General features: G+C 35.9%; 21 protein-coding genes. 9 read left to right on the forward strand and 12 right to left on the reverse strand.

Translation table 11 applies throughout. The features are described from left to right. Positions 1–28 precede the first annotated feature (28 nt). A complete protein-coding gene (gene smpB, locus FB2170_RS14230) occupies positions 29–490 on the forward strand; it encodes an SsrA-binding protein SmpB (protein WP_013307279.1) in 462 nt (153 codons plus the stop codon). Between the two features lie 19 nt (positions 491–509). Here smpB and FB2170_RS14235 read toward each other — a convergent pair whose 3' ends face one another. Continuing rightward, positions 510–1,151 carry a protein-L-isoaspartate(D-aspartate) O-methyltransferase gene (locus FB2170_RS14235; protein ID WP_041632878.1) on the reverse strand — a complete coding sequence of 214 codons (642 nt, stop codon included), beginning with the start codon at positions 1,149–1,151 and terminating at the stop codon, positions 510–512. Between the two features lie 149 nt (positions 1,152–1,300). Between FB2170_RS14235 and FB2170_RS14240 the strand changes: the two genes are divergently transcribed. From FB2170_RS14240 to FB2170_RS14275, 8 genes are read left to right on the forward strand one after another with little or no spacing between them, the layout of a single operon-like run. Further along, positions 1,301–2,260 carry a Gfo/Idh/MocA family protein gene (locus FB2170_RS14240; RefSeq protein WP_013307281.1) on the forward strand — a complete coding sequence of 320 codons (960 nt, stop codon included), beginning with the start codon at positions 1,301–1,303 and terminating at the stop codon, positions 2,258–2,260. A gap of 13 nt (positions 2,261–2,273) precedes the next feature. Then, positions 2,274–3,161 (forward strand): 3-hydroxyacyl-CoA dehydrogenase family protein, encoded by an 888-nt coding sequence (locus FB2170_RS14245; RefSeq protein ID WP_013307282.1) that lies wholly within the window; start codon positions 2,274–2,276, stop codon positions 3,159–3,161. A gap of 5 nt (positions 3,162–3,166) precedes the next feature. Then, positions 3,167–4,402: a DUF1015 domain-containing protein gene (locus FB2170_RS14250; protein WP_013307283.1), complete on the forward strand. Its 1,236-nt coding sequence runs from the start codon at positions 3,167–3,169 to the stop codon at positions 4,400–4,402. 13 nt (positions 4,403–4,415) lie between these two features. Then, the gene (locus FB2170_RS14255) at positions 4,416–5,072 is read left to right on the forward strand and encodes a YggS family pyridoxal phosphate-dependent enzyme (RefSeq protein ID WP_041633247.1); all 657 of its coding nucleotides are present in this window, start codon (positions 4,416–4,418) and stop codon (positions 5,070–5,072) included. A gap of 20 nt (positions 5,073–5,092) precedes the next feature. Then, positions 5,093–6,457, forward strand: a complete 1,365-nt coding sequence (locus tag FB2170_RS14260) for an exonuclease domain-containing protein (RefSeq protein ID WP_013307285.1) — start codon at positions 5,093–5,095, stop codon at positions 6,455–6,457. A 3-nt stretch (positions 6,458–6,460) separates the two neighbouring features. Next, positions 6,461–7,294, forward strand: a complete 834-nt coding sequence (locus FB2170_RS14265) for an ion transporter (protein WP_013307286.1) — start codon at positions 6,461–6,463, stop codon at positions 7,292–7,294. Next, on the forward strand, positions 7,294–8,217 hold the full coding sequence (gene miaA / locus FB2170_RS14270) for a tRNA (adenosine(37)-N6)-dimethylallyltransferase MiaA (RefSeq protein ID WP_013307287.1): 924 nt from the start codon (positions 7,294–7,296) through the stop codon (positions 8,215–8,217). The genes FB2170_RS14265 and miaA overlap by 1 nt, the downstream gene beginning before the upstream one ends. Next, on the forward strand, positions 8,210–8,692 hold the full coding sequence (locus FB2170_RS14275; protein WP_013307288.1) for a gluconokinase: 483 nt from the start codon (positions 8,210–8,212) through the stop codon (positions 8,690–8,692). Before miaA ends, FB2170_RS14275 begins: the two co-directional genes overlap by 8 nt. Positions 8,693–8,753: 61 nt before the next feature. Here FB2170_RS14275 and FB2170_RS14280 read toward each other — a convergent pair whose 3' ends face one another. The 11 genes from FB2170_RS14280 to FB2170_RS14330 form a co-directional block, all read right to left on the reverse strand. Continuing rightward, positions 8,754–9,467 carry a response regulator transcription factor gene (locus FB2170_RS14280; protein ID WP_013307289.1) on the reverse strand — a complete coding sequence of 238 codons (714 nt, stop codon included), beginning with the start codon at positions 9,465–9,467 and terminating at the stop codon, positions 8,754–8,756. A 6-nt stretch (positions 9,468–9,473) separates the two neighbouring features. Further along, on the reverse strand, positions 9,474–11,054 hold the full coding sequence (locus FB2170_RS14285) for a sensor histidine kinase (RefSeq protein ID WP_013307290.1): 1,581 nt from the start codon (positions 11,052–11,054) through the stop codon (positions 9,474–9,476). A gap of 76 nt (positions 11,055–11,130) precedes the next feature. After that, entirely contained in the window at positions 11,131–11,721 is a 591-nt protein-coding gene (gene coaE / locus FB2170_RS14290; RefSeq protein WP_013307291.1) for a dephospho-CoA kinase, read from the reverse strand. Next, complete coding sequence (locus tag FB2170_RS14295; RefSeq protein WP_041632880.1) at positions 11,718–12,617, reverse strand: YbbR-like domain-containing protein; 900 nt, start codon at positions 12,615–12,617, stop codon at positions 11,718–11,720. The genes coaE and FB2170_RS14295 overlap by 4 nt, the downstream gene beginning before the upstream one ends. 66 nt (positions 12,618–12,683) lie before the next feature. Then, positions 12,684–13,685, reverse strand: a complete 1,002-nt coding sequence (locus FB2170_RS14300; protein ID WP_013307293.1) for a glycosyltransferase — start codon at positions 13,683–13,685, stop codon at positions 12,684–12,686. Between the two features lie 96 nt (positions 13,686–13,781). Beyond that, positions 13,782–14,591, reverse strand: coding sequence for an enoyl-ACP reductase (locus FB2170_RS14305; RefSeq protein WP_013307294.1), 810 nt, complete (start codon positions 14,589–14,591; stop codon positions 13,782–13,784). Positions 14,592–14,679: 88 nt separating this feature from the next. Then, positions 14,680–16,332 (reverse strand): DNA repair protein RecN, encoded by a 1,653-nt coding sequence (gene recN, locus FB2170_RS14310; protein WP_013307295.1) that lies wholly within the window; start codon positions 16,330–16,332, stop codon positions 14,680–14,682. A gap of 58 nt (positions 16,333–16,390) precedes the next feature. After that, positions 16,391–17,278, reverse strand: a complete 888-nt coding sequence (locus FB2170_RS14315; protein ID WP_013307296.1) for a DUF4835 family protein — start codon at positions 17,276–17,278, stop codon at positions 16,391–16,393. Then, complete coding sequence (gene coaBC / locus FB2170_RS14320) at positions 17,271–18,476, reverse strand: bifunctional phosphopantothenoylcysteine decarboxylase/phosphopantothenate--cysteine ligase CoaBC (protein WP_013307297.1); 1,206 nt, start codon at positions 18,474–18,476, stop codon at positions 17,271–17,273. Before coaBC ends, FB2170_RS14315 begins: the two co-directional genes overlap by 8 nt. Position 18,477: 1 nt before the next feature. Next, positions 18,478–18,813, reverse strand: coding sequence for a DNA-directed RNA polymerase subunit omega (locus FB2170_RS14325; protein WP_013307298.1), 336 nt, complete (start codon positions 18,811–18,813; stop codon positions 18,478–18,480). A 12-nt stretch (positions 18,814–18,825) separates the two neighbouring features. Next, on the reverse strand, positions 18,826–19,674 hold the full coding sequence (locus tag FB2170_RS14330; protein WP_013307299.1) for an outer membrane protein assembly factor BamD: 849 nt from the start codon (positions 19,672–19,674) through the stop codon (positions 18,826–18,828). Positions 19,675–19,761: the final 87 nt, after the last annotated feature.

Genomic DNA, 19,761 nt, shown 5'->3' on the forward strand with positions numbered 1-19,761 from the left:
GAATTATTGTTGCTACTTTTGTTCACCAATGCAGACTAATATCAACATAAAGAACAAAAAGGCCCGGTTTGAATATGAAATCTTGGATAAGTATACCGCAGGTATTGTTCTATCCGGAACAGAGATAAAATCTATCCGTCAAAGCAAGGCCTCGATCAGTGAGAGCTTTTGTGAATTCAATGACAATGGTGAACTTTTTATAATCAATATGCAGATAGATGAATACTCACATGCATCTCATTACAACCACAAGCCTAAAGCAGAGCGAAAGCTATTACTAAATAAACGAGAGTTAAAGAAACTTCAAAAGGAAGTAGCTTCTAGCGGATTAACAATTATACCGCTAAATCTATTTTTGAATGAAAGAGGTTTGGCCAAAATGAATATCGCCTTGGCCAAAGGGAAAAAACTTTATGATAAAAGAGAAACCATGAAAGATCGGGACAATAAAAGAGACTTGGACCGTATCAAAAAGAGTTTTAATAATTAGAATCAAAGGGAGGTAAACACTAGTTCTTGTCCTCCAAAAGTGGAACAAATCTAAAAGCCCCTAACTCTTTTTTCTCAAATTCCTTTTCAGACTTACGAATGAACAATGTCATAATTTGCTTTTCAACACCAACAGGAATAACTAGCCTTCCACCTATTTTTAACTGCGACATCAGGGCTTTTGGTACCTCAGGGGCACCAGCTGTAACTATTATACTATCAAAAGGGGCCTCTTCTGACAAACCTTTGTAACCATCACCAAAAATTACCTTCTTAGGACGATACCCCATTTTTTTGAAAAATAGATTTGTTTTTTTAAAGAGAGTCTGTTGTCTTTCTATCGTATAAACCTTTGCCTTTAACAACAAAAGAATCGCGGTTTGGTAACCGCTTCCTGTGCCAATTTCGAGAATTTTATGCCCAGGCTCAACTTTTAACAATTCAGTTTGAAAAGCTACCGTATAAGGTTGTGATATAGTTTGATCAGCAGCAATGGGAAAGGCCTTGTCCTGATAGGCGTGACCTTCAAAACTGCTATCCATAAAAAGGTGACGAGGCACTGTCCTGATTGCATCCAAGACTCTTGTATCTTTTATTCCTTTGGCAATCAACACATCAGCCAGTTTGTTGCGCATTCCTCGGTGTTTCAGCGTATCTTTCAATTGATATTATCTAGGTTTGGTTCAAAAAAGCGAAGTTAACAAAGTTTGGTTTAAGAATATAGAATGTAGCTATAATCAGCACCAAAACTTTTAAACTTCAAGCCACATAAACTACCAAACTATGTTTATTTTTGAATAAAATATCATCTATGCTTAGAATCGGAGTTTTAGGAGCAGGGCATTTAGGGAAAATTCATCTTCGCCTACTCAACGAATCGCCCAAATATGATTTAATTGGTTTTCACGATCCAGATGAGATCAATGGAAAAAAAGTAGCAGCGGAATTTGGATACACCTATTTTGAAAATATTAATCAGCTTATTGATGGTGTTGATGTTGTAGATATTGTTACCCCTACACTTTCCCATTATGATTGTGCAAAAAAAGCCATGGAAAAAAGAAAACATGTCTTTATTGAAAAGCCAATTACCAATACACTCGAGGAAGCTGAACAATTAATTAAACTGGAGAAAAAATATTCGGTAAAAGGTCAAGTAGGTCATGTAGAAAGGTTTAATCCCGCATTCATTTCAGTCAAGGATAAAATCCAAGACCCTATGTTCATTGAAACGCATAGATTGGCCGAATTCAACCCCAGGGGAACAGATGTTCCCGTTGTATTGGATTTAATGATACATGATATTGATGCTATTCTTAGTGTTGTGAATTCCGAAGTAAAACAAGTCAACGCAAGTGGAGTCTCAGTCATCAGTAATTCACCCGATATTGCCAATGCTCGAATTGAATTTGAAAACGGTTGTGTTGCGAATCTTACAGCCAGTAGAATTTCTTTGAAGAATATGAGAAAATCTAGGTTCTTTCAACGCGATGCATATATTTCAGTTGACTTTTTGGAAAAAAAAGTTGAAGTTGTAAAAATGAAAGATGCACCTGAAACACCCGGAGACTTTGATATGATCTTACAGAATGCAGAGGGTGTGAAAAAGCAGATTTATTTTGAGAATCCTGAAATTGAAGCAAATAACGCAATTCTTGATGAGCTGGAAACTTTTGCCGACGCTATTAACAATGACACAACTCCAGTGGTCAGTTTAAAGCAAGGTACGCAAGCCTTAAAGATCGCCTTACAAATCATCAAATCATTCTAGAATCGCACTGATTATGAAAAACATAGCTGTAATAGGAGCTGGTACAATGGGCAACGGAATTGCACATGTCTTTGCTCAAAATGGGTTCAAGGTTAGTCTTATTGATATTTCCATTGAGTCACTAAACCGTGGCCTTGACACCATTACAAAAAATCTGGATCGGATGATTGCCAAAGAAAAAATCAGTGATTCAGATAAAACCAATACCCTTAAAAACATAAGTACCCACACAGAAATGGCCAAGGGAGTAGCAAATGTTGATTTGGTTATTGAAGCCGCTACCGAAAGATTGGATTTAAAACTGAAGATTTTTAAGGAGCTTGATGCACTTTGTGAGACAAACGCTATTTTGGCCACCAATACATCATCAATCTCTATTACACAAATCGCTGCAGCGACGGAAAGACCAGATAAAGTAATAGGCATGCATTTTATGAATCCTGTTCCAATAATGCAACTCGTTGAGATTATTCGGGGTTACAACACATCGAATGAAACTACCGTTGCCACAATGGATTTATCAAGAAAATTGGGCAAAACACCAACGGAAGTTAATGACTATCCCGGTTTTGTAGCCAATAGAATTTTGATGCCGATGATAAACGAGGCGATTGAAACATTGTATAACGGAGTTGCAGGTGTTGAAGAAATTGATACTGTAATGAAACTGGGTATGGCCCACCCTATGGGACCATTACAACTAGCTGACTTTATAGGCCTTGATGTTTGTCTTTCGATACTAAATGTAATGTATGACGGCTTTAAAAATCCTAAATATGCCCCTTGTCCCCTACTCATCAATATGGTAATGGCAAAAAAACTTGGCGTAAAATCCGGTGAAGGGTTTTATGATTACTCAGAATCCAAAAAAGCTGAGAAAGTTTCCTTCCAATTTAAATAAAAACAATGGCCACAATAAAACCTTTTAAGGCAGTTAGACCTACTAAGGACAAAGTTGCTTTTGTTTCCTCAAGGTCATATCAAGAATACTCTGATGAAGAGTTAGAGGCCGCTCTAAATTTTAACCCCTTTTCATTTCTACATATTATTAATCCTGGGTTTAAATTTGACAAAGAGGTCTCCGGTGAGGAACGATTCAAAATGGTACACAATCGTTATTTGGAGTTTTTAGAAGACAATATTTTCCTAAAAGATAGTAAAGACAGCTTCTACATATACCAAATTGAAAAGAATAAGTTTAAGTGCTCTGGTATTTTTTGTGCCACTTGCGTAAAAGATTACCGCACTGATATAATCAAAAAACATGAAGATACTATAAGTCAACGTGAACAGTTATTCGCAAACTATTTGAAAATCGCTGGTTTCAATGCAGAACCTGTTTTAATTACTTATGAGGATAAACCCTCTATTGAATCAATAATAAATAAGGAGAAACTGAATGAACCAGAATACTATTTTACAACTCCTGACAAAATAAAACATTCCCTTTGGAAAGTTTCAAATAAAAACATTGTCGATAAACTAATTAAGGAATTCAAAGGAATCGAATCGTTGTACATTGCCGATGGCCATCACCGAAGTGCATCTTCAGATTTATTGGCCCGAATTTCTGAAAAAAACAATCCTAGTCATACCGGTAATGAGCCCTACAACTACTTTATGAGCTATTTGATTCCTGAATCGGAAATACGGATTTTCGAATTCAATCGTATGGTCAAGGATTTGAATGGGCTTACAAAAGAAGAGTTCCTAATTAAACTAGACGTATTTTTCAGAATAACCAAAAAGGGGAATGTACTGTACAAACCTACAAAGAAGCATCACTTTAGCATGTATCTTGACGGAGAGTTTTATTCACTTTTCCTACGAAGAAAAGTATATAAATTCGCTGATGTTCTTAGTAGACTCGATACGCAGATTCTTTACAAAACCGTGTTGGACCCTATTTTAGGAATTACAGATTTGCGAAACGATAAACGTATTCAATATGGTTACGGAAAGCACAATGTTATACGTATGAAAGATGAAATTGACCAAGGAAAATTTTTAGTTGGTTTTAGTCTCTTGCCTTTAAAAATAGAAGAAATAAAAGCTATAGCGGATGCTGGATTGGTTATGCCACCAAAAAGTACTTTCATTGAACCCAAACTGAGAAGTGGCATGGCCATATATGAGTTTTAATATTGAATCAATAATGTCAATAGCAACAAATCTTAATAAAATAAAGCAAGCATTACCTGACGATGTCACTTTAGTTGCTGTTTCGAAAACAAAGCCCAACACAAGCATTTTAGAAGCTTACGAGGCTGGGCAACGCATTTTTGGCGAGAATAAAATCCAAGAAATGGCCCAGAAATGGGAAGCACTTCCAAAAGATATTCAATGGCACATGATAGGACATGTGCAAAGAAACAAGGTCAAATACATGAGTGAATTTGTTTCCTTGATTCACGGTGTTGATAGCTTTAGGCTATTAAAAGAGATAAATAAACAAGCGAAAAAGCACAACCGAACAATAAGTTGCTTGCTGCAAGTACATATTGCGGATGAGGAAACAAAGTTTGGTTTGGATGAGTCAGAGTTGAAAACCATCACAAATTCTGAAGAATTTAAACGACTTGAAAATATCAAGATTATTGGTTTAATGGGTATGGCTACATTCACAAATAATAAAACCCAAATCAGAAAAGAGTTTAAAAATCTCAAGGACGTATTTGACGTATTAAAGGAGTCATTACCACATGTTTCGACTCTTTCAATGGGTATGAGCGGTGATTATACTGTGGCGATTGAGGAAGGAAGCACAATGGTACGTATAGGAAGTAGTATCTTTGGAGCAAGGAATTATTAAAAAAATACTGATAACGATTAATGTATACGATACTAGATATAGAAACGACGGGAGGGAAATACAATGAAGAAGGTATCACAGAAATCGCTATTCACAAATTTGATGGCCATCAAGTTGTTGACAAGTTCATTAGTCTTGTAAATCCCGAAAAAGACATTCAACCGTTCGTGGTAAATCTTACCGGAATCAATAACAAAATGTTGCGTACTGCACCTAAATTTCATGAAGTTGCCAAGCGAATAGTTGAAATAACAGAGGATTCCGTTCTCGTGGCACACAATGCCCAATTTGATTATCGAATATTACGAACCGAGTTCAGGCGGTTAGGATATAACTTTGAACGAAAGACCTTGTGCACAGTCGACCTTTCAAAATACCTATTGCCAGATGCGGAGTCTTACAGTCTTGGTAAATTGGTGAGATCACTAGGCATACCTATGAGTGATCGGCACAGAGCAAATGGTGATGCAATTGCAACACTAAAACTTTTTAAATTGTTACTTGCCAAAGACTCAGAAAAAAGTATAATCAAAGATGTTGTTAGAGAAGAAACCCATGGTGAACTCTCCCAAAGACAACTTGATATTGTGGAGCAAATGCCTTCTGAAACTGGCTTATACTACATGCACGATAAAAAGGGTGAAATCCTTTTCATTGGAAAGAGTACCAATATCAAAAAAAGAGTGAATCAACATTTCACTAAAGATGGAGCAAAAGCGCGTCAACTGCAAAAAGAAACAAAGAAAATAACCTTTGAGAAAACAGGAAGTGAACTTGTTGCCTTGTTAAAAGAAAACGAAGAACTTAGAAAGAACCATCCTAAATATAATGTCAACAAAAGACCAAAACGTTTATATGGTCTTTATTTATGTGCAAACGACCAAGGCTACAAATACTTTAATATCGCTGTAAAAAAGAAAGATAAAGAGTGCATTACATCATTTAAAAGTTATGTGGGTGCCCAAAACTTTCTTCAAAAAATCACTGATGAATTTCAGCTTTGTACCAAAATCGGGGATATACCCAGTTCCAAAATTCCCTGCAGTGACCAAACAGAGGGAAATTGTCATGGGGCTTGTATTGGGCAGGAAAATGTAGAATCATACAATAGTAGGATCAATACTATTCTTGACAAGTTCAGTCTGGCTAAAAAGAATATTGTAATTGTTGATAAAGGTCGGGAAATAGGTGAATATAGTGTCATTTTAATAAGAAATGGGAATCTTAAGGGTGTCGGTTATTATGATTTGAACCATCAAATAAATAATATTCATATCTTAGAATCTATTATCACTCCAATGAAAGGTGACGACTATTCAACCTTTATTGTTGAATCCTATTTAAGAAATAAGAGGGTCAAAAAAATAATCGACTTAAACGAATAAGTATTGGGCGCAAACGAAAAAAAGAAAAATTGGCGTATTACATTACATGAAATAATCTATGGTACACATACGCCAGCCGGCAAAATGTTCGACATTATTCTGCTAGCACTCATCCTGTATAGTATCATAATTGTTATGCTAGAGAGTGTGCCCCGAATAGATGGTCGTTTTCATGATTTTTTAAACATATCTGAATGGGTTGTAACCATATTGTTTTCGGTTGAATATGTTTTAAGACTAATTTGCATTAAGCGCCCTAGTAAGTATATCTTCAGTTTTTTCGGGATTATTGATCTGTTATCCACTATACCTAAATACCTCTCTTTCTTTTTTGTTGGCTCTCAATATTTCACGGCCTTTAGAGCTCTGCGATTGTTAAGGGTCTTTCGGATTTTGAAACTTGTAAGATATGTGGGTGAATCCAATAACTTGGTAAGAGCCTTAAAAGCAAGTAGGACTAAGATTTTTGTCTTTGTATTTTTTGTCCTTGTTGTATCTGTGCTTTTAGGTACAATAATGTATTTGGTTGAAGGACCTGAACATGGGTTCAACAGTATACCACATAGCGTCTATTGGACCATTGTGACCCTAACAACTGTTGGGTACGGAGATATTTCACCAGAAACTGCTCTAGGTCAGTTCATAGCAACATTTGTAATGATCATTGGTTATGGAATAATAGCCGTTCCAACAGGAATTGTTTCTGCGGAATATGCATCTGCAAAACATGACAAGAATGCCGATGAAGGTCGTTCATGTCACAATTGCACTGCCGAAATAATTAGGGATGACGCCCAATATTGTAGAAAATGCGGCCAGAAATTGCTAAAAGGTTAATGTCAAAAAAAATACTTATCTCGGTGGTAGGGCCTACGGCTATTGGCAAAACCAAATTGGCAATTGAGTTGGCAAACCATTTTAATGCAGAAATAATTTCCGCAGATTCACGGCAGTTTTTTAAAGAAATGCAAATTGGAACTGCAGCACCGAATTCTCAGGAATTGGCATCTGCACCACACCATTTTATCCACCATAAAAGTATTCATGAAAATTACTCGGTTGGTGATTTTGAAAAAGAAGCAATTGCGCTCTTAAGCCACCTATTCGCAAAGAATGATTATGTTGTAATGGTTGGCGGAAGCGGACTTTACTCTGATGTAATCACAAAAGGTCTTGATAAATTCCCGAATGTAAGCCCGGATATTCGCAAAAACCTGAATGAAATACTTAAAAAAGAAGGCATAGGACCCCTTCAAAGGCAATTGAAGGTGTTGGATGAAAAAAGTTCTAACTCAATTGACCTTGCAAATCCGCATAGATTAATACGGGCTCTTGAAGTTAGTATTGGTAGTGGAAAACCATATTCATCATTCCTTAATAAAGACAAAGAAAAACGACCTTTTAAAACAATCACGATTGGGCTACAAGCAGATCGTTCGATTATTTATGACCGAATAAACAAAAGGGTTGAAATAATGATAGATAAAGGCATGGTGGAAGAAGCAAAAAAGCTTTATCCCCATAGAATTTTAAATGCCTTGCAAACTGTTGGCTATAAAGAACTATTTCGTTATTTGGATGGTGAATGGGATCTGGAATTTGCCATATCTGAAATAAAAAAGAATACGAGGCGATTCGCGAAAAGACAATTGACCTGGTATAGAAAAAATCAAGATATCATTTGGTTTGATTTTAATATGAGCAAAGCTGATGTTTTTCAAAAAATAGATAAGGAAATAATTACTGTACAGAATGAATAAGAGTGTGGTGTTTGTAGTTATGGGTGTTTCTGGTTGTGGTAAATCCACCATTGGGACATTATTGTCCAAAAAACTTGATATCCCTTTTTTTGATGGAGATGATTTTCATCCCGATGCCAATGTTAAAAAAATGAAAAATGGGCTTGCGCTCGACGATATAGACAGAGAAGGTTGGCTTAAGACGCTGAACAAGCTTGCTGTTGAACATAAAGAGAAAGGGGCTGTAATTGCATGTTCTGCGCTTAAAGAGAGTTATAGAGCTATACTAAAACAGGATTTGAAAGATCAAATGGTCTTTGTGCATCTCGAAGGTTCTTTTGATGAAATACATTCCCGCCTAAAGAAAAGAAAAGGTCACTACATGCCTATAGAACTATTAAAATCACAATTTGAAACACTGGAAATTCCAAAAAACGCGATTCATATCTCAATTCTGGAATCACCAGAGGTCATAATATCCAAAATATTAAACTAAGTCCAATAAAAAAGCCCTGGCAGTGTGCCAAGGCTTTTTTATATAGTTCAAAGATTCTTCTTTATTCAGATTCCGTTTTGATTACCAGTCTGAACCCTTCGCCGTGAATGTTCAATATCTCAACCGTATCATCACGTTTTAGATATTTACGAAGCTTGGCAATATAAACATCCATACTACGAGAAGTGAAGTAATTATCATCTCTCCATATTTTGGTCAAGGCCAATTCCCTTGGCATTAAATCATTCTCGTGCAACGCTAAAAGTCGTAATAATTCATTTTCTTTTGGAGAAAGTTTAATAGACTCTTCATCTTTATATTTTAAGAATCTCAATTTCGAATTCAAATGAAATCCTCCTATTTGAAATTCAAATTTCTTACTATCAGCTAACGTATTAGAGGCTTTTCTTTGAAGTATTGCTTTAAGTTTCATCAACAACACTTCAGAATCAAAAGGTTTGTTCAAGTAGTCATCGGCGCCAGCTTTATACCCCTTCAAAACATCTTCCTTCATGGTTTTGGCCGTGAGGAAAACAATAGGTACATTTTCATTCTTTTCCCTAATCTCACGCGCAAGGGTAAAACCGTCTTTATATGGCATCATAACGTCTAAAATACAGACGTCATAATTATCCTTTTTGAACTTTTCAAAGCCCTCCATACCATTCTTGGCCAATGTTACATCAAAATTGTTCATTGACAAATAGTCCTTTAAAACAATCCCGAAATTGGGATCATCTTCCACTAAAAGTATTTTCTTATTAATTGTTTCCATAATTCATTAAATTAAAGGCAGTTTTATATAGAAAGTGCTTCCTTTATCTTTTTCGCTTTCCGCATAGACCTCACCTTGATGATCTTCTATTATTCTTTTTACGTAGGCCAATCCCAAACCATGACCTTTTACATTATGTATATCTCCAGTATGCTCTCTATAAAACTTCTCAAAAACTTTTTTCAAAACCGCTTTGCTCATTCCGGCTCCCTGATCTCTAACCTCAATAACCACATTGTTCTTTACCTCTTGGGTATAAATATCAATTTTAGGCGCTTCTGGAGAATATTTTATTGCATTGTCCAATATATTTACCAAAACATTGGTAAAATGCATCTCGTTGGCTAAAACGTCTCTTCTACCAGCTTCTAAGTGCGTTTCAATATAACCTCCTCTATCTGCTACTATTAACTCAACGTGGGCAATAGCATCCTGTATTATGTCGTGAACATCAACTCTGTCCTTACTTATATCCAGTTGGTTTTTTTCCAGCTTGGAAATTCGTAATACATTCTCTACCTGCGCGTGCATCCGCTTGTTCTCATCCCTGATCATTTGAAGATATCGCATAACCCTTTCCTTATCTTCTATGACCTGCGGATTTTTAATCGCCTCAACTGCTAAATTTATCGTCGCAATGGGCGTTTTGAACTCGTGGGTCATGTTGTTTATAAAATCAGATTTAATCTCTGAAATCTGCTTCTGGCGAATCAATTGATAAATAGCACTCGAATAGGCTACAATTATTACAAGCGTGAACAACAGAGATAAAGCAGCCATTCCTAAAATTTGACGAATCAAAAACGTTTTCTTCTTAGGAAAAGAAATCATTAAAGAATAATTCGATTTTTCCTCAGAGTCCTTGAAAATCAAAGATTTATATGGCGTTGCATTTCTAAAACTGAACTTCCGTGATTTCACATTAGTAGGAAGCCCTTTGCTAGATATGCCGTATTCGTAATCGGTATTTATATTACGACTACCTAATTCCCCTTCTAACAACAACTCAATTTCTGTCTTTGAAACCCTGTCATATATTGGCACTCGCTTGGCAAATTCACCAAACATATCTTCAAAGACAGCGATTTCAGTTGAAGATAGTCCCCCAATCTTTTCAAATTTTTCAAGTGGTGTGAACCTACTACGACTTCCGTCAAGTCCAAAATCCTCTTTAAATGTTGCTTTTACCCGCTTACTGGTATAATTTTTTATGGTCGTGGCATCATCACCATTACCATTGTCAAAGAACGTTGATGCGATATTATATTCCTCCTCTAAAATACCATGGGAATAAAAATGTATTTCATCCGAACTAATATCTTTATCAATAAAAAAGAAGTTTTTGAAATGGGAACTCTTTAAATCCCCAATACTGTCCTTGATATTTAAATACCTATCAAAATAGTTCTTTCTCTCTCGTTTGGCAATCTTTTCAGTTACCTTATCAAGCACTTCGGATACACTATTGGAAAATTGCTCTTCCTTATCCTCAACAGATCTTTTGATCCAATAACCCTGTACAAAAATTATCCCAATCAGTGAGAGGCTCATTAGAATGACCAAAAGAACAAATAACCTCTTATTCATCTATTCGTAAAATTAAAGATTTAACATCTAGCCTTTTGTACGTTTAACCTAACCTTAACAAAAATGTTAAAATGGCTCAACGCTCGCTATGGGCAAGGAGAAGCTTATGCACCGCGTCTACTTTTGTAATCGTATCTTGCATGTTCAGATTATCTATCACATAGTCCGCTAATTTGATTTTTTTTTCATCTTCCCATTGGTTCTTCATACGCCTAAAAACATCTGCCTCAGAAACCTTATCCCTGTCCATAACTCTTTTAAGACGAATTTCTTTGGGCGCCGTTACAAGAATGGTTTTATCATAAAAATCATGTAATCCATTTTCAAAAATTATGGCAGCCTCCTGGATCACATATGGGACGTCTTTCTTTTTAGACCATTTAACAAAATCTTTCCTAACCGCTGGATGTACGATAGAATTTAATTGATTTAGTAAGGCTTTATCTTGAAAAATTTTTTGGGCGATATAAACTTTATTCAGCTTTTTATCGTGGTAAGCTTCTTCTCCCAAAAGATTCTTAATGCTTATTCTAAGCTTCTTGGAAGATTTCATTAGTTTCTTGGCCTTCTTATCCGAATTATAAACGGGAACTCCAAGTTTTTTGAATATTTTAGCCACCGTGGTCTTTCCACTGCCTATACCTCCTGTTAATCCAATAACCATCATTGGCGCTTTAATATAAATTCAATTTGACTTTCGTTAAGACTAGCACTATGCAGGGATTCTGGTGCTTTCAATAATTGTAAATTAATGGTCTTAGAGGTATTGTCTTTTATTGAATTGTAATCTGCCACTACTTCAAATCCCGTACTATCAAGATTCTTCAGATTATCAATTTTAGCTCTGCACAATACAGATGCTGCATCTGGGAACGTTCTTATTTCGAAACCATCAGGGAGATTTATGACTTTGATTGGCACATCGATGATTTTTTCTGAAAATCGCGCAACTTTTCCATAAATAAAAACTGAGTTGTTAGAAAGCGTGACATCCTGTAATTCCGGATAGTTGAACAAATCTACTTTATGGGCGAAATTTTTGGTTTCTTCTGGAAACTCAATATCCAATGTACTAATCTTGGTTATAGTATCTATAATTGTACTTGGTCCCTTTATCGTAATCATAGCCGGCTCAATCTTCAGCGGCCCATCCAATATATAATTCTGGGCAAGGTTTATTTTAACTCTCGAATTTACTGGGATTTTCTTCGTGGTCACTTGTGTAAACTCAAAAAACAAAGTATCCCGATCTATTTCTAGCAATGTCATAGAACGTAATTGTTTATCTATTTGCTTTCTATAAACACTCTGTGGAATGAAGTATTTGGTATTAGTTCGACTGGCAGAAGACAAATCAATTTTCACCTCTTTGTTTTTCACATTAAAACCAAGGAACTGAAACCCGTTAGCCTGTACCTTAACATCAACTTGGCTTTTAGATACTTTGGACAACAATAAACTGTCAGGAACATTAACGTACACTAAGTTGAAGGTAGCATTATCTATATAGGATTCTGAAAGGTTACTGATAAACCAAATCAAACTTGAGCAAATCAAGAACATCAAAAACATTTTTGCTTTTCGTCTTTTTAGTAAGTTCTTGATTTTTAGTATCACCTTGTAAATGTTCTAATTGAAAAATAGCTTGGGAAACAAATCTTGAGGTTTCTTACTGCTAAAATTAATCCAAAAGGTTGATTTAAGAAAACCATAGCCATAACCAATAAATTGAATGCATACTGCAATAATAGAAAGGATAGCCACAGAGAAGTTTTTGTTTTCTCTAAGTGAATCAAAAAATACCAAAGCAAAATATAACAAGTAGAATGCCATTGGCCATAGAATACCAACAATCAACAATAAGGTAGCCCCGATAAAACCTAAACAAAATAAGGTCGGAAACCAATAGGTAATTTTGGCCGTCCCCTTATGCCACTTATTTAAAATAGGACGCACCATACCAAATTTATTCACCTGAATGAAGAATTTATTCCAATCTATTCTTCTTTTATGGTACACAAATGCTTCAGGAATCAATTTAGTTTCATAGCCTTTATTCCAAATACGAATTGTCAAATCGGGATCTTCCCCAGGGTGAATCTTGCCGTACCCTCCTACCCTTTCGAAAGCTTCCTTGGAAATTCCCATGTTAAAACTTCGTGGCTGAAATTTATCCACCGAAGACTTACCGCCACGAATTCCTCCAGTCGAAAAAACAGATGTCATGGCATAGTTAATCGCCTTCTGAACAGTTGAGAAGGATTCATGAGCAGCGTCTGGGCCACCAAAACAATGCACAAAACTATCTGCAAGCGATTTGGCTGCTTCGTCCAAATACTGTGGTGGCAAGATACAATCGGAATCCAAAACAATGAAATAGTTACCCTTGGCTCTTTCCATACCATAATTTCGAGAGTCCCCAGGCCCTGAATTTTCTTTTTTTAAATAGGAAATATTCAGATTATTATTGAACATATTAATGATTTCCGCTGAATCAACAGTTGAACCATCTTCAACAATTACAATTTCGAAGGAATCTTGATAGGTTTGATCAACCAGACTTTCCAACAGCTCCTTTATTTCATTGGGCCTATTATAAACAGGTATTATAAATGAAAAAGAAAGGTTCATACAAAGACTTGAAATTGGTTACAAAACCCTATCATAACTAAATAATAGTAATCTACCATTCCAGATTCAGTTGAAATGGAACAATAGAAACGCTCTTTAGACAAATTTATCCATTACCTCCTGGCTTACTCCAGTATTCGAGAATCCGCCATCATGAAAAAGATTTTGCATTGTCACTTTCTTGGTAAGATCAGAGAAAAGTGTCAATGTGTAATCCGCACATTCCAAAGCCGTTGCGTTCCCAAGAGGCGACATTTGTTCAGCATAACTGATAAAACCGTCAAACCCTTTAACCCCTTGACCTGCAGTAGTTGGTGTTGGCGATTGAGAAATCGTATTAACCCTAACTTTCTTTTCTTTTCCGAAGAAATATCCAAAGCTACGAGCAACAGATTCTAAATAAGCTTTATTATCAGCCATATCATTATAATCAGGAAAAGAACGCTGGGCAGCCATGTAGGTCAAAGCAACAATACTTCCCCATTCGTTCATGGCATCCGCTTTATGCAAGCTTTGCATTACCCTATGAAAAGATAAAGCTGAAACGTCAAATCCTTTATGTGTAAAATCGTAATTCTGGTCGGTATATGCACGCCCTTTACGAACGTTGATAGACATACCGATGGAGTGAAGTACAAAATCTATTTTTCCTCCAAGAATTTCCATAGATTGGCTTACTAAATTATCAAGGTCTTCCATGTTGGTAGCATCGGCTGGCACAATTTGAGAACCGGTCTTTTCTGCCAACTCATTTATTTGTCCCATTCTCATTGCTATAGGTGCATTGGTCAAAACAAATGTACCACCTTCTTCATGTACTCTTTCTGCAGTCTTCCAAGCAATTGAATTTGAATCCAACGCCCCGAAAATAATTCCTTTCTTACCCTTTAATAAATTATAAGCCATGTTCTAGTTTTCTTAGTTTGATATTGTGGTCAAAGATATTTAAATAAGTTGAATAAAATAGATTGTAAAAAGTGAAATGAAAAAGGTCTCAATTCAGTAATTCTTTGGCATGCGCAAGGGCCGAATCTGATAGATCCTTACCGCCTAACATCTCTGCAAGTTCCACTACCCTTTCATCCTGCGAAAGCTCCTTCATATTGGTATGGGTCAATTGGTCACGATCCTCTTTATATACTTTGAAATGATGGTTGCCCTTAGATGCTACCTGTGGTAAATGCGTAATTGAGAAAACCTGCATGGTTTTACTCATTTCGAGCATTATATCAGCCATTCGATTCGATATTTCTCCAGAAACCCCAGTATCAATCTCATCGAACATCATTGTTGGTAAATTCTCATATTTTGCCAGGATTGATTTAATCGTTAGCATAATTCGCGAAAGTTCTCCACCCGAAGCCACTTTTTTAATATCGCCAAAATCGGTTCCTTTATTAGCTGAAAACAAAAATGATAATTCATCCTGACCATTCTTTTTAAAATCTTCTGATGGACTCCATTCAATTTTGAATTGTGCACTTGGCATCCCCAACAAACTTAACTGTTCTTCTAATTGTTTTTTTAGCTCTGGCGTTACTTTTTGTCTTTCCTTTGAAATCAATGCGGCTAATTTGTTCAATAGTGATTTCTGCTTGACCAATTCATCACGTTTAGCATCAATCGCAGACTCGATGTTCTCTGTAGCATCTACTTTGACCGCAAGCTCCTCCTTTATTTGCAATAAAACTGAAATTTCCTGGGTTCCGTGCTTTTTTTGAAGATTATAAAGCAGTTGTAATTTGGTATTTACTTCATCCAATAATCCAGGATTCATATCTGCGTGCTCCATAAGTTCTTGAAATTCTGAACTTATATCATCCGCCTCAATAAAAACAGATTGAATTCTTTCGCTCAAGGCCTCATAGGCCGTTCCATACCCCGAAAGTCTTGTCGATACTTGCTTTAACTCAGTAAGTAAATTTAAAATGCCAACTTGATCATCATTCAAAACATTATGCCCTTTGGACAATTGTTCAACAATGGTTTCTACATTACTCAATTGCTGGTATTGCTCTTCCAATTGTTCAAGCATACCATCCTCCAATTTTGCCCCTTCCAACTCATTCAACAAAAAACTATTATACTCATGTTCTTTGATGGCGTTGCTTTGAAAATCCATTAATCTATCCAGTTCTTTTACAATGCTTTGATAAGTTCTCAAATGACCCTGATAATCCTTCAAGGCTTCACCATTATTTGCAAGGGAATCAATCACTTTAAACTGAAATTCATTTTCAGCCAATCGCAAGGTTTGATGTTGAGAATGAACATCTATCAATCTCGCTCCAAGTTTGGACAACACATCAAGATTAACGGGTGTATCATTAATAAAGGCTCTAGATTTTCCGCTTGGCAAAATCTCCCTTCTAATAATCGTGGTTTTTTCGTAGTCTAAATCATTGTTCTTGAAAAAGGATTCAAGATTATATTGTTCTATTTCAAACTCACTTTCGATTATACATTTTTCGTTTTTATCCCGGAGTGTTGAAAGATCTGCTCGTTTACCCAGAACCAGTGAAAGCCCGCCCAATAAAATTGATTTACCAGCACCCGTTTCCCCTGTAATACAGGTAAATCCATTGGCAAATGAAACATTCAGCCCATCGATCAATGCATAATTTTTAATAGAAAGATTACTCAGCAAAACTTAAATTTAGGATTGCTGTAAAGATAATTTTTATTTCAGTTGAAAAAAACGGAGGCTAATATTTTATATTATTCCAAGTGCTGGAATATAAAGGAGCTATACGATTTAGAGTTTCCTTTAGCTTAACAATATCAACTTTTGGCCCGTCTGAGAAAACGTTCTGTATTTCGTCTGACTTGGCGTCGAAGAATGTCGAAATCAAAAATGCATTGGGCCTTCTTTTAATCATTGTTTCAAACAATTTCATAGTTCCGGCAATCACTTGTTTACCTGTACTATTGTTGTCGGCAAGAATATCTATGCCCTTTCTGTGATAGTTGTACATTGCAACGCGATATTCTCTATATGTGTTGGACATTAGGTTATCAACCAGTTCAAATCTACTTCTATCAGAAGATTGGCTCCAACCAGCCGAATTACTACTTTGTGCTTGGGTTACGATTTTCTGAGCGGTTCTAAAATAGTCGCTACCGCCTTCCAAAGAAAAAGTATCTGCATCCAATCCCAAGATAATATACACATAGTAAGATATTACGCTAACCAAATTAGATTCATATACATTCTCATTAAAAATCAGTGGTTGAAATTCTATGTATTCAAAATTGAATTGATTGTCTTTATAATTAAACACCGGGGTCTCATAAGAAGTATTGAAAACCGGTCTTGAGGATTGAATTTGAATGTTACCTTTGAATCTGTTGGACTCATATTCAGTAATGGTAATGAACATTTGAGCGTTTACCCGCTCATTTTCTTTGTAAACACGATTACTCCATTTATTCTTATTCACAAAATCATTGAGTGAGCGCTCCAATGTCTTGAAAACCTGTTGATTGGTTTGTGCAACCTGGTCAGAATTTATAGTCACCAAACAATTCAGTTCTTGGCCCGAAACTGTGACTACTGAAACTAATAAAAGAAGTGCTAAAAGTAAATTACGCATCTAACCGAATTAAGATTTCGTTTAAAATATCCACGGCTACCTCTGCCTTGGTTTTTAATTCAAACGGTTTTATCTGTAAATTCTTATCTATAAATGTTATTTTATTGGTCTTACTAGCGAATCCAGCCCCTTGGTCATTCAAAGAATTCAATATAATGGCATCCAAGTTCTTTTTTTTCAATTTACCCTTGGCATTCTCCAATTCATTTTCGGTTTCAAGAGCAAACCCTACCAAGAATTGGTCTTTTTTAATATCTCCCAGTGACTTTAAAATATCTTTGTTCTTAACCAAATCAATGGTAAAATCATCTTTAGTCTTTTTAATTTTTTGGGAAGCTATGGTTTTAGGTCGATAATCGGCCACAGCAGCAGCACATATAGCAATATCACTTTTTTCGTAATATTCATGTGCGGCAGCATACATTTCTTCAGCGGAAATCACATTTACCAATGTTACTGAATCTTGTTCAATTGAGAAGTTTGATGGCCCACTAATTAGTACTACCTCGGCGCCAAGATTTGCAGCGGATTTAGCCAATTCAAAACCCATTAAGCCGGAAGAATGGTTTCCAATAAACCTTACAGGATCTATGGCCTCATGCGTGGGCCCGGCAGTTATTACTACTCTTTTACCTTTTAAAGGCAAACCAGTAGACAAATATTCCTTTATAAATTCAACTATATCCTCAGGTTCAGCCATACGGCCTTCTCCATGAAGTCCGCTCGCCAATTCTCCCGAAGTAGCTGGTATCATAATATTTCCAAAAGATTTCAACTTGTTAAAAGAAATCTTTGTTGTTTCATGTTTATACATGTCCAAGTCCATGGCAGGTGCAAAAAAAACAGGGCATTTTGCAGAAAGATAAACCGCCAGTAGCAGATTATCACTAGCCCCATTAGCCATTTTCGATAGGGTATTGGCTGTTGCCGGTGCAATTATCATTAAATCTGCCCAAAGCCCTAAATCTACATGATTGTTCCAGTCAGTCTCACACCCTTCTTCTTTGATGAATGAGGTAACTGCAGGGTTCTTTGAAAGCGTCGCTAAGGTAAGCGGAGAAACAAAAGAGCTGGCACTCTCTGTCAAAACTACTTTGACATTTGCGCCAGCTTTTATCAATAATCGTACTAAAAAAGTAGTCTTGTAGGCAGCAATTCCTCCAGTAATTCCTAAAAGAATATTCTTTCCGCCTAACATACTACTCTTTGTCTTTCTCCGTATTTCTATGGTAAATCTTGTCCATTAACCATTCCTCAACGGCCATGGCATGAGGCTTAGGGAGCTTTTCGTAAAACTTGGAAACTTCAATCTGTTCCTTGTTTTCAAAAACTTCTTCTAAACTATCGCTGTAAGTGGCAAATTCTTCAAGCTTTTCCAAAAGCTCTTTCTTAATTTCTGAATTAATCTGAATGGCTCTTTTGGCAGTTATTGAAATCGCCTCATAGATATTATCTGTCTTCTGATCAAACTCATTCTTATTTATCGTTACCGTTGAAACGGCCGCTTTGGAATTCTTTAAATCATTCATGTTCATAATAACCGCAGTTTATTTTGTTTCTTTTTCTTCTACTTCGTTTATAATCTTATTGCCAAGTTCCTTATCAATTTTCTTGAGCAATTTTGCCGCATCATCTTCAAATTTAGTCTCAGGATATTGCTTTTTAAGTACGCTATATGCCGTTTTTGCTTCTTCCAAACGTTCTGGCTTTAATCTCGAAAAACTATTCATGCCAAACTCAGTTGCAGCTTCAAATTTCAAATACAAAGCTTCTTCCCTATAAATTGAACCTGGATAATCTGAAATAAAATTATCAAAAGCTGCCATTGCAGGTGTTAAGAATGAATAATCAAAACGGCCCAGTTTATTGAACTGTTTACCAATTTCAAATGCTTTTCTCTCCTTCTTCGTAGTCAATTCTTTAGCCATTTTATTGGCTTCATCAAAATACTCAGAATCTGGAAATGTGTTTATAAAGCTTTGTAATTTTATCAATGCCTTATCAGTATCGGTTTGATCCAATGAATGTAAAGGTGAAAGCTGAAAATAACTTTTTGCTCCTAAAAATGAGGCTTGTGGCACTTTTTCACTTTTGGGATACGATTTTATAAAACGCTCAAACTGATACCCTGCTGTGTTATAATCTTTAGTTTCAAAATAGGTGTTGGCAAAAAAGAACATCACCCTTTCCCCCTGAGGTTTACCTACATACTTGGGAGCAATTTGCTCAAACAAACGATTTGCACGTTTATAATCTTCTTCCTCGTAGTATTTTTGAGCCAAATCATACTTAGCCTTAACATCCTCATTTTTAAGTGCTTTTTGGTACTCATTACATGAAGACAAGACAACGGCTATAGCAAGAAAAGATAATAGTTTTCTCATTTTTAAAAACATTTTGCAAAATTAGGGATTCTGAACGGATATAAAAAACAAAATTTATGGTGCTAAAATAGCACGGTCACAATACTCTACAACCCTATT

It is taken from the genome of Maribacter sp. HTCC2170, assembly GCF_000153165.2.
Classification (GTDB): domain Bacteria; phylum Bacteroidota; class Bacteroidia; order Flavobacteriales; family Flavobacteriaceae; genus Maribacter_A.

What these genes read in the sequence shown, in the direction of transcription:
- smpB (WP_013307279.1), top strand. Translation starts at nt 29, where the DNA reads ATGCAGACTAATATCAACATAAAGAACAAAAAGGCCCGGTTTGAATAT.
- FB2170_RS14240 (WP_013307281.1), top strand. Translation starts at nt 1,301, where the DNA reads ATGCTTAGAATCGGAGTTTTAGGAGCAGGGCATTTAGGGAAAATTCAT.
- FB2170_RS14245 (WP_013307282.1), top strand. Translation starts at nt 2,274, where the DNA reads ATGAAAAACATAGCTGTAATAGGAGCTGGTACAATGGGCAACGGAATT.
- FB2170_RS14250 (WP_013307283.1), top strand. Translation starts at nt 3,167, where the DNA reads ATGGCCACAATAAAACCTTTTAAGGCAGTTAGACCTACTAAGGACAAA.
- FB2170_RS14255 (WP_041633247.1), top strand. Translation starts at nt 4,416, where the DNA reads ATGTCAATAGCAACAAATCTTAATAAAATAAAGCAAGCATTACCTGAC.
- FB2170_RS14260 (WP_013307285.1), top strand. Translation starts at nt 5,093, where the DNA reads ATGTATACGATACTAGATATAGAAACGACGGGAGGGAAATACAATGAA.
- miaA (WP_013307287.1), top strand. Translation starts at nt 7,294, where the DNA reads ATGTCAAAAAAAATACTTATCTCGGTGGTAGGGCCTACGGCTATTGGC.
- FB2170_RS14275 (WP_013307288.1), top strand. Translation starts at nt 8,210, where the DNA reads ATGAATAAGAGTGTGGTGTTTGTAGTTATGGGTGTTTCTGGTTGTGGT.
- FB2170_RS14280 (WP_013307289.1), bottom strand. Translation starts at nt 9,467, where the DNA reads ATGGAAACAATTAATAAGAAAATACTTTTAGTGGAAGATGATCCCAAT.
- FB2170_RS14285 (WP_013307290.1), bottom strand. Translation starts at nt 11,054, where the DNA reads ATGAATAAGAGGTTATTTGTTCTTTTGGTCATTCTAATGAGCCTCTCA.
- coaE (WP_013307291.1), bottom strand. Translation starts at nt 11,721, where the DNA reads ATGATGGTTATTGGATTAACAGGAGGTATAGGCAGTGGAAAGACCACG.
- FB2170_RS14295 (WP_041632880.1), bottom strand. Translation starts at nt 12,617, where the DNA reads ATGTTCTTGATTTGCTCAAGTTTGATTTGGTTTATCAGTAACCTTTCA.
- FB2170_RS14300 (WP_013307293.1), bottom strand. Translation starts at nt 13,685, where the DNA reads ATGAACCTTTCTTTTTCATTTATAATACCTGTTTATAATAGGCCCAAT.
- FB2170_RS14305 (WP_013307294.1), bottom strand. Translation starts at nt 14,591, where the DNA reads ATGGCTTATAATTTATTAAAGGGTAAGAAAGGAATTATTTTCGGGGCG.
- FB2170_RS14315 (WP_013307296.1), bottom strand. Translation starts at nt 17,278, where the DNA reads ATGCGTAATTTACTTTTAGCACTTCTTTTATTAGTTTCAGTAGTCACA.
- coaBC (WP_013307297.1), bottom strand. Translation starts at nt 18,476, where the DNA reads ATGTTAGGCGGAAAGAATATTCTTTTAGGAATTACTGGAGGAATTGCT.
- FB2170_RS14325 (WP_013307298.1), bottom strand. Translation starts at nt 18,813, where the DNA reads ATGAACATGAATGATTTAAAGAATTCCAAAGCGGCCGTTTCAACGGTA.
- FB2170_RS14330 (WP_013307299.1), bottom strand. Translation starts at nt 19,674, where the DNA reads ATGTTTTTAAAAATGAGAAAACTATTATCTTTTCTTGCTATAGCCGTT.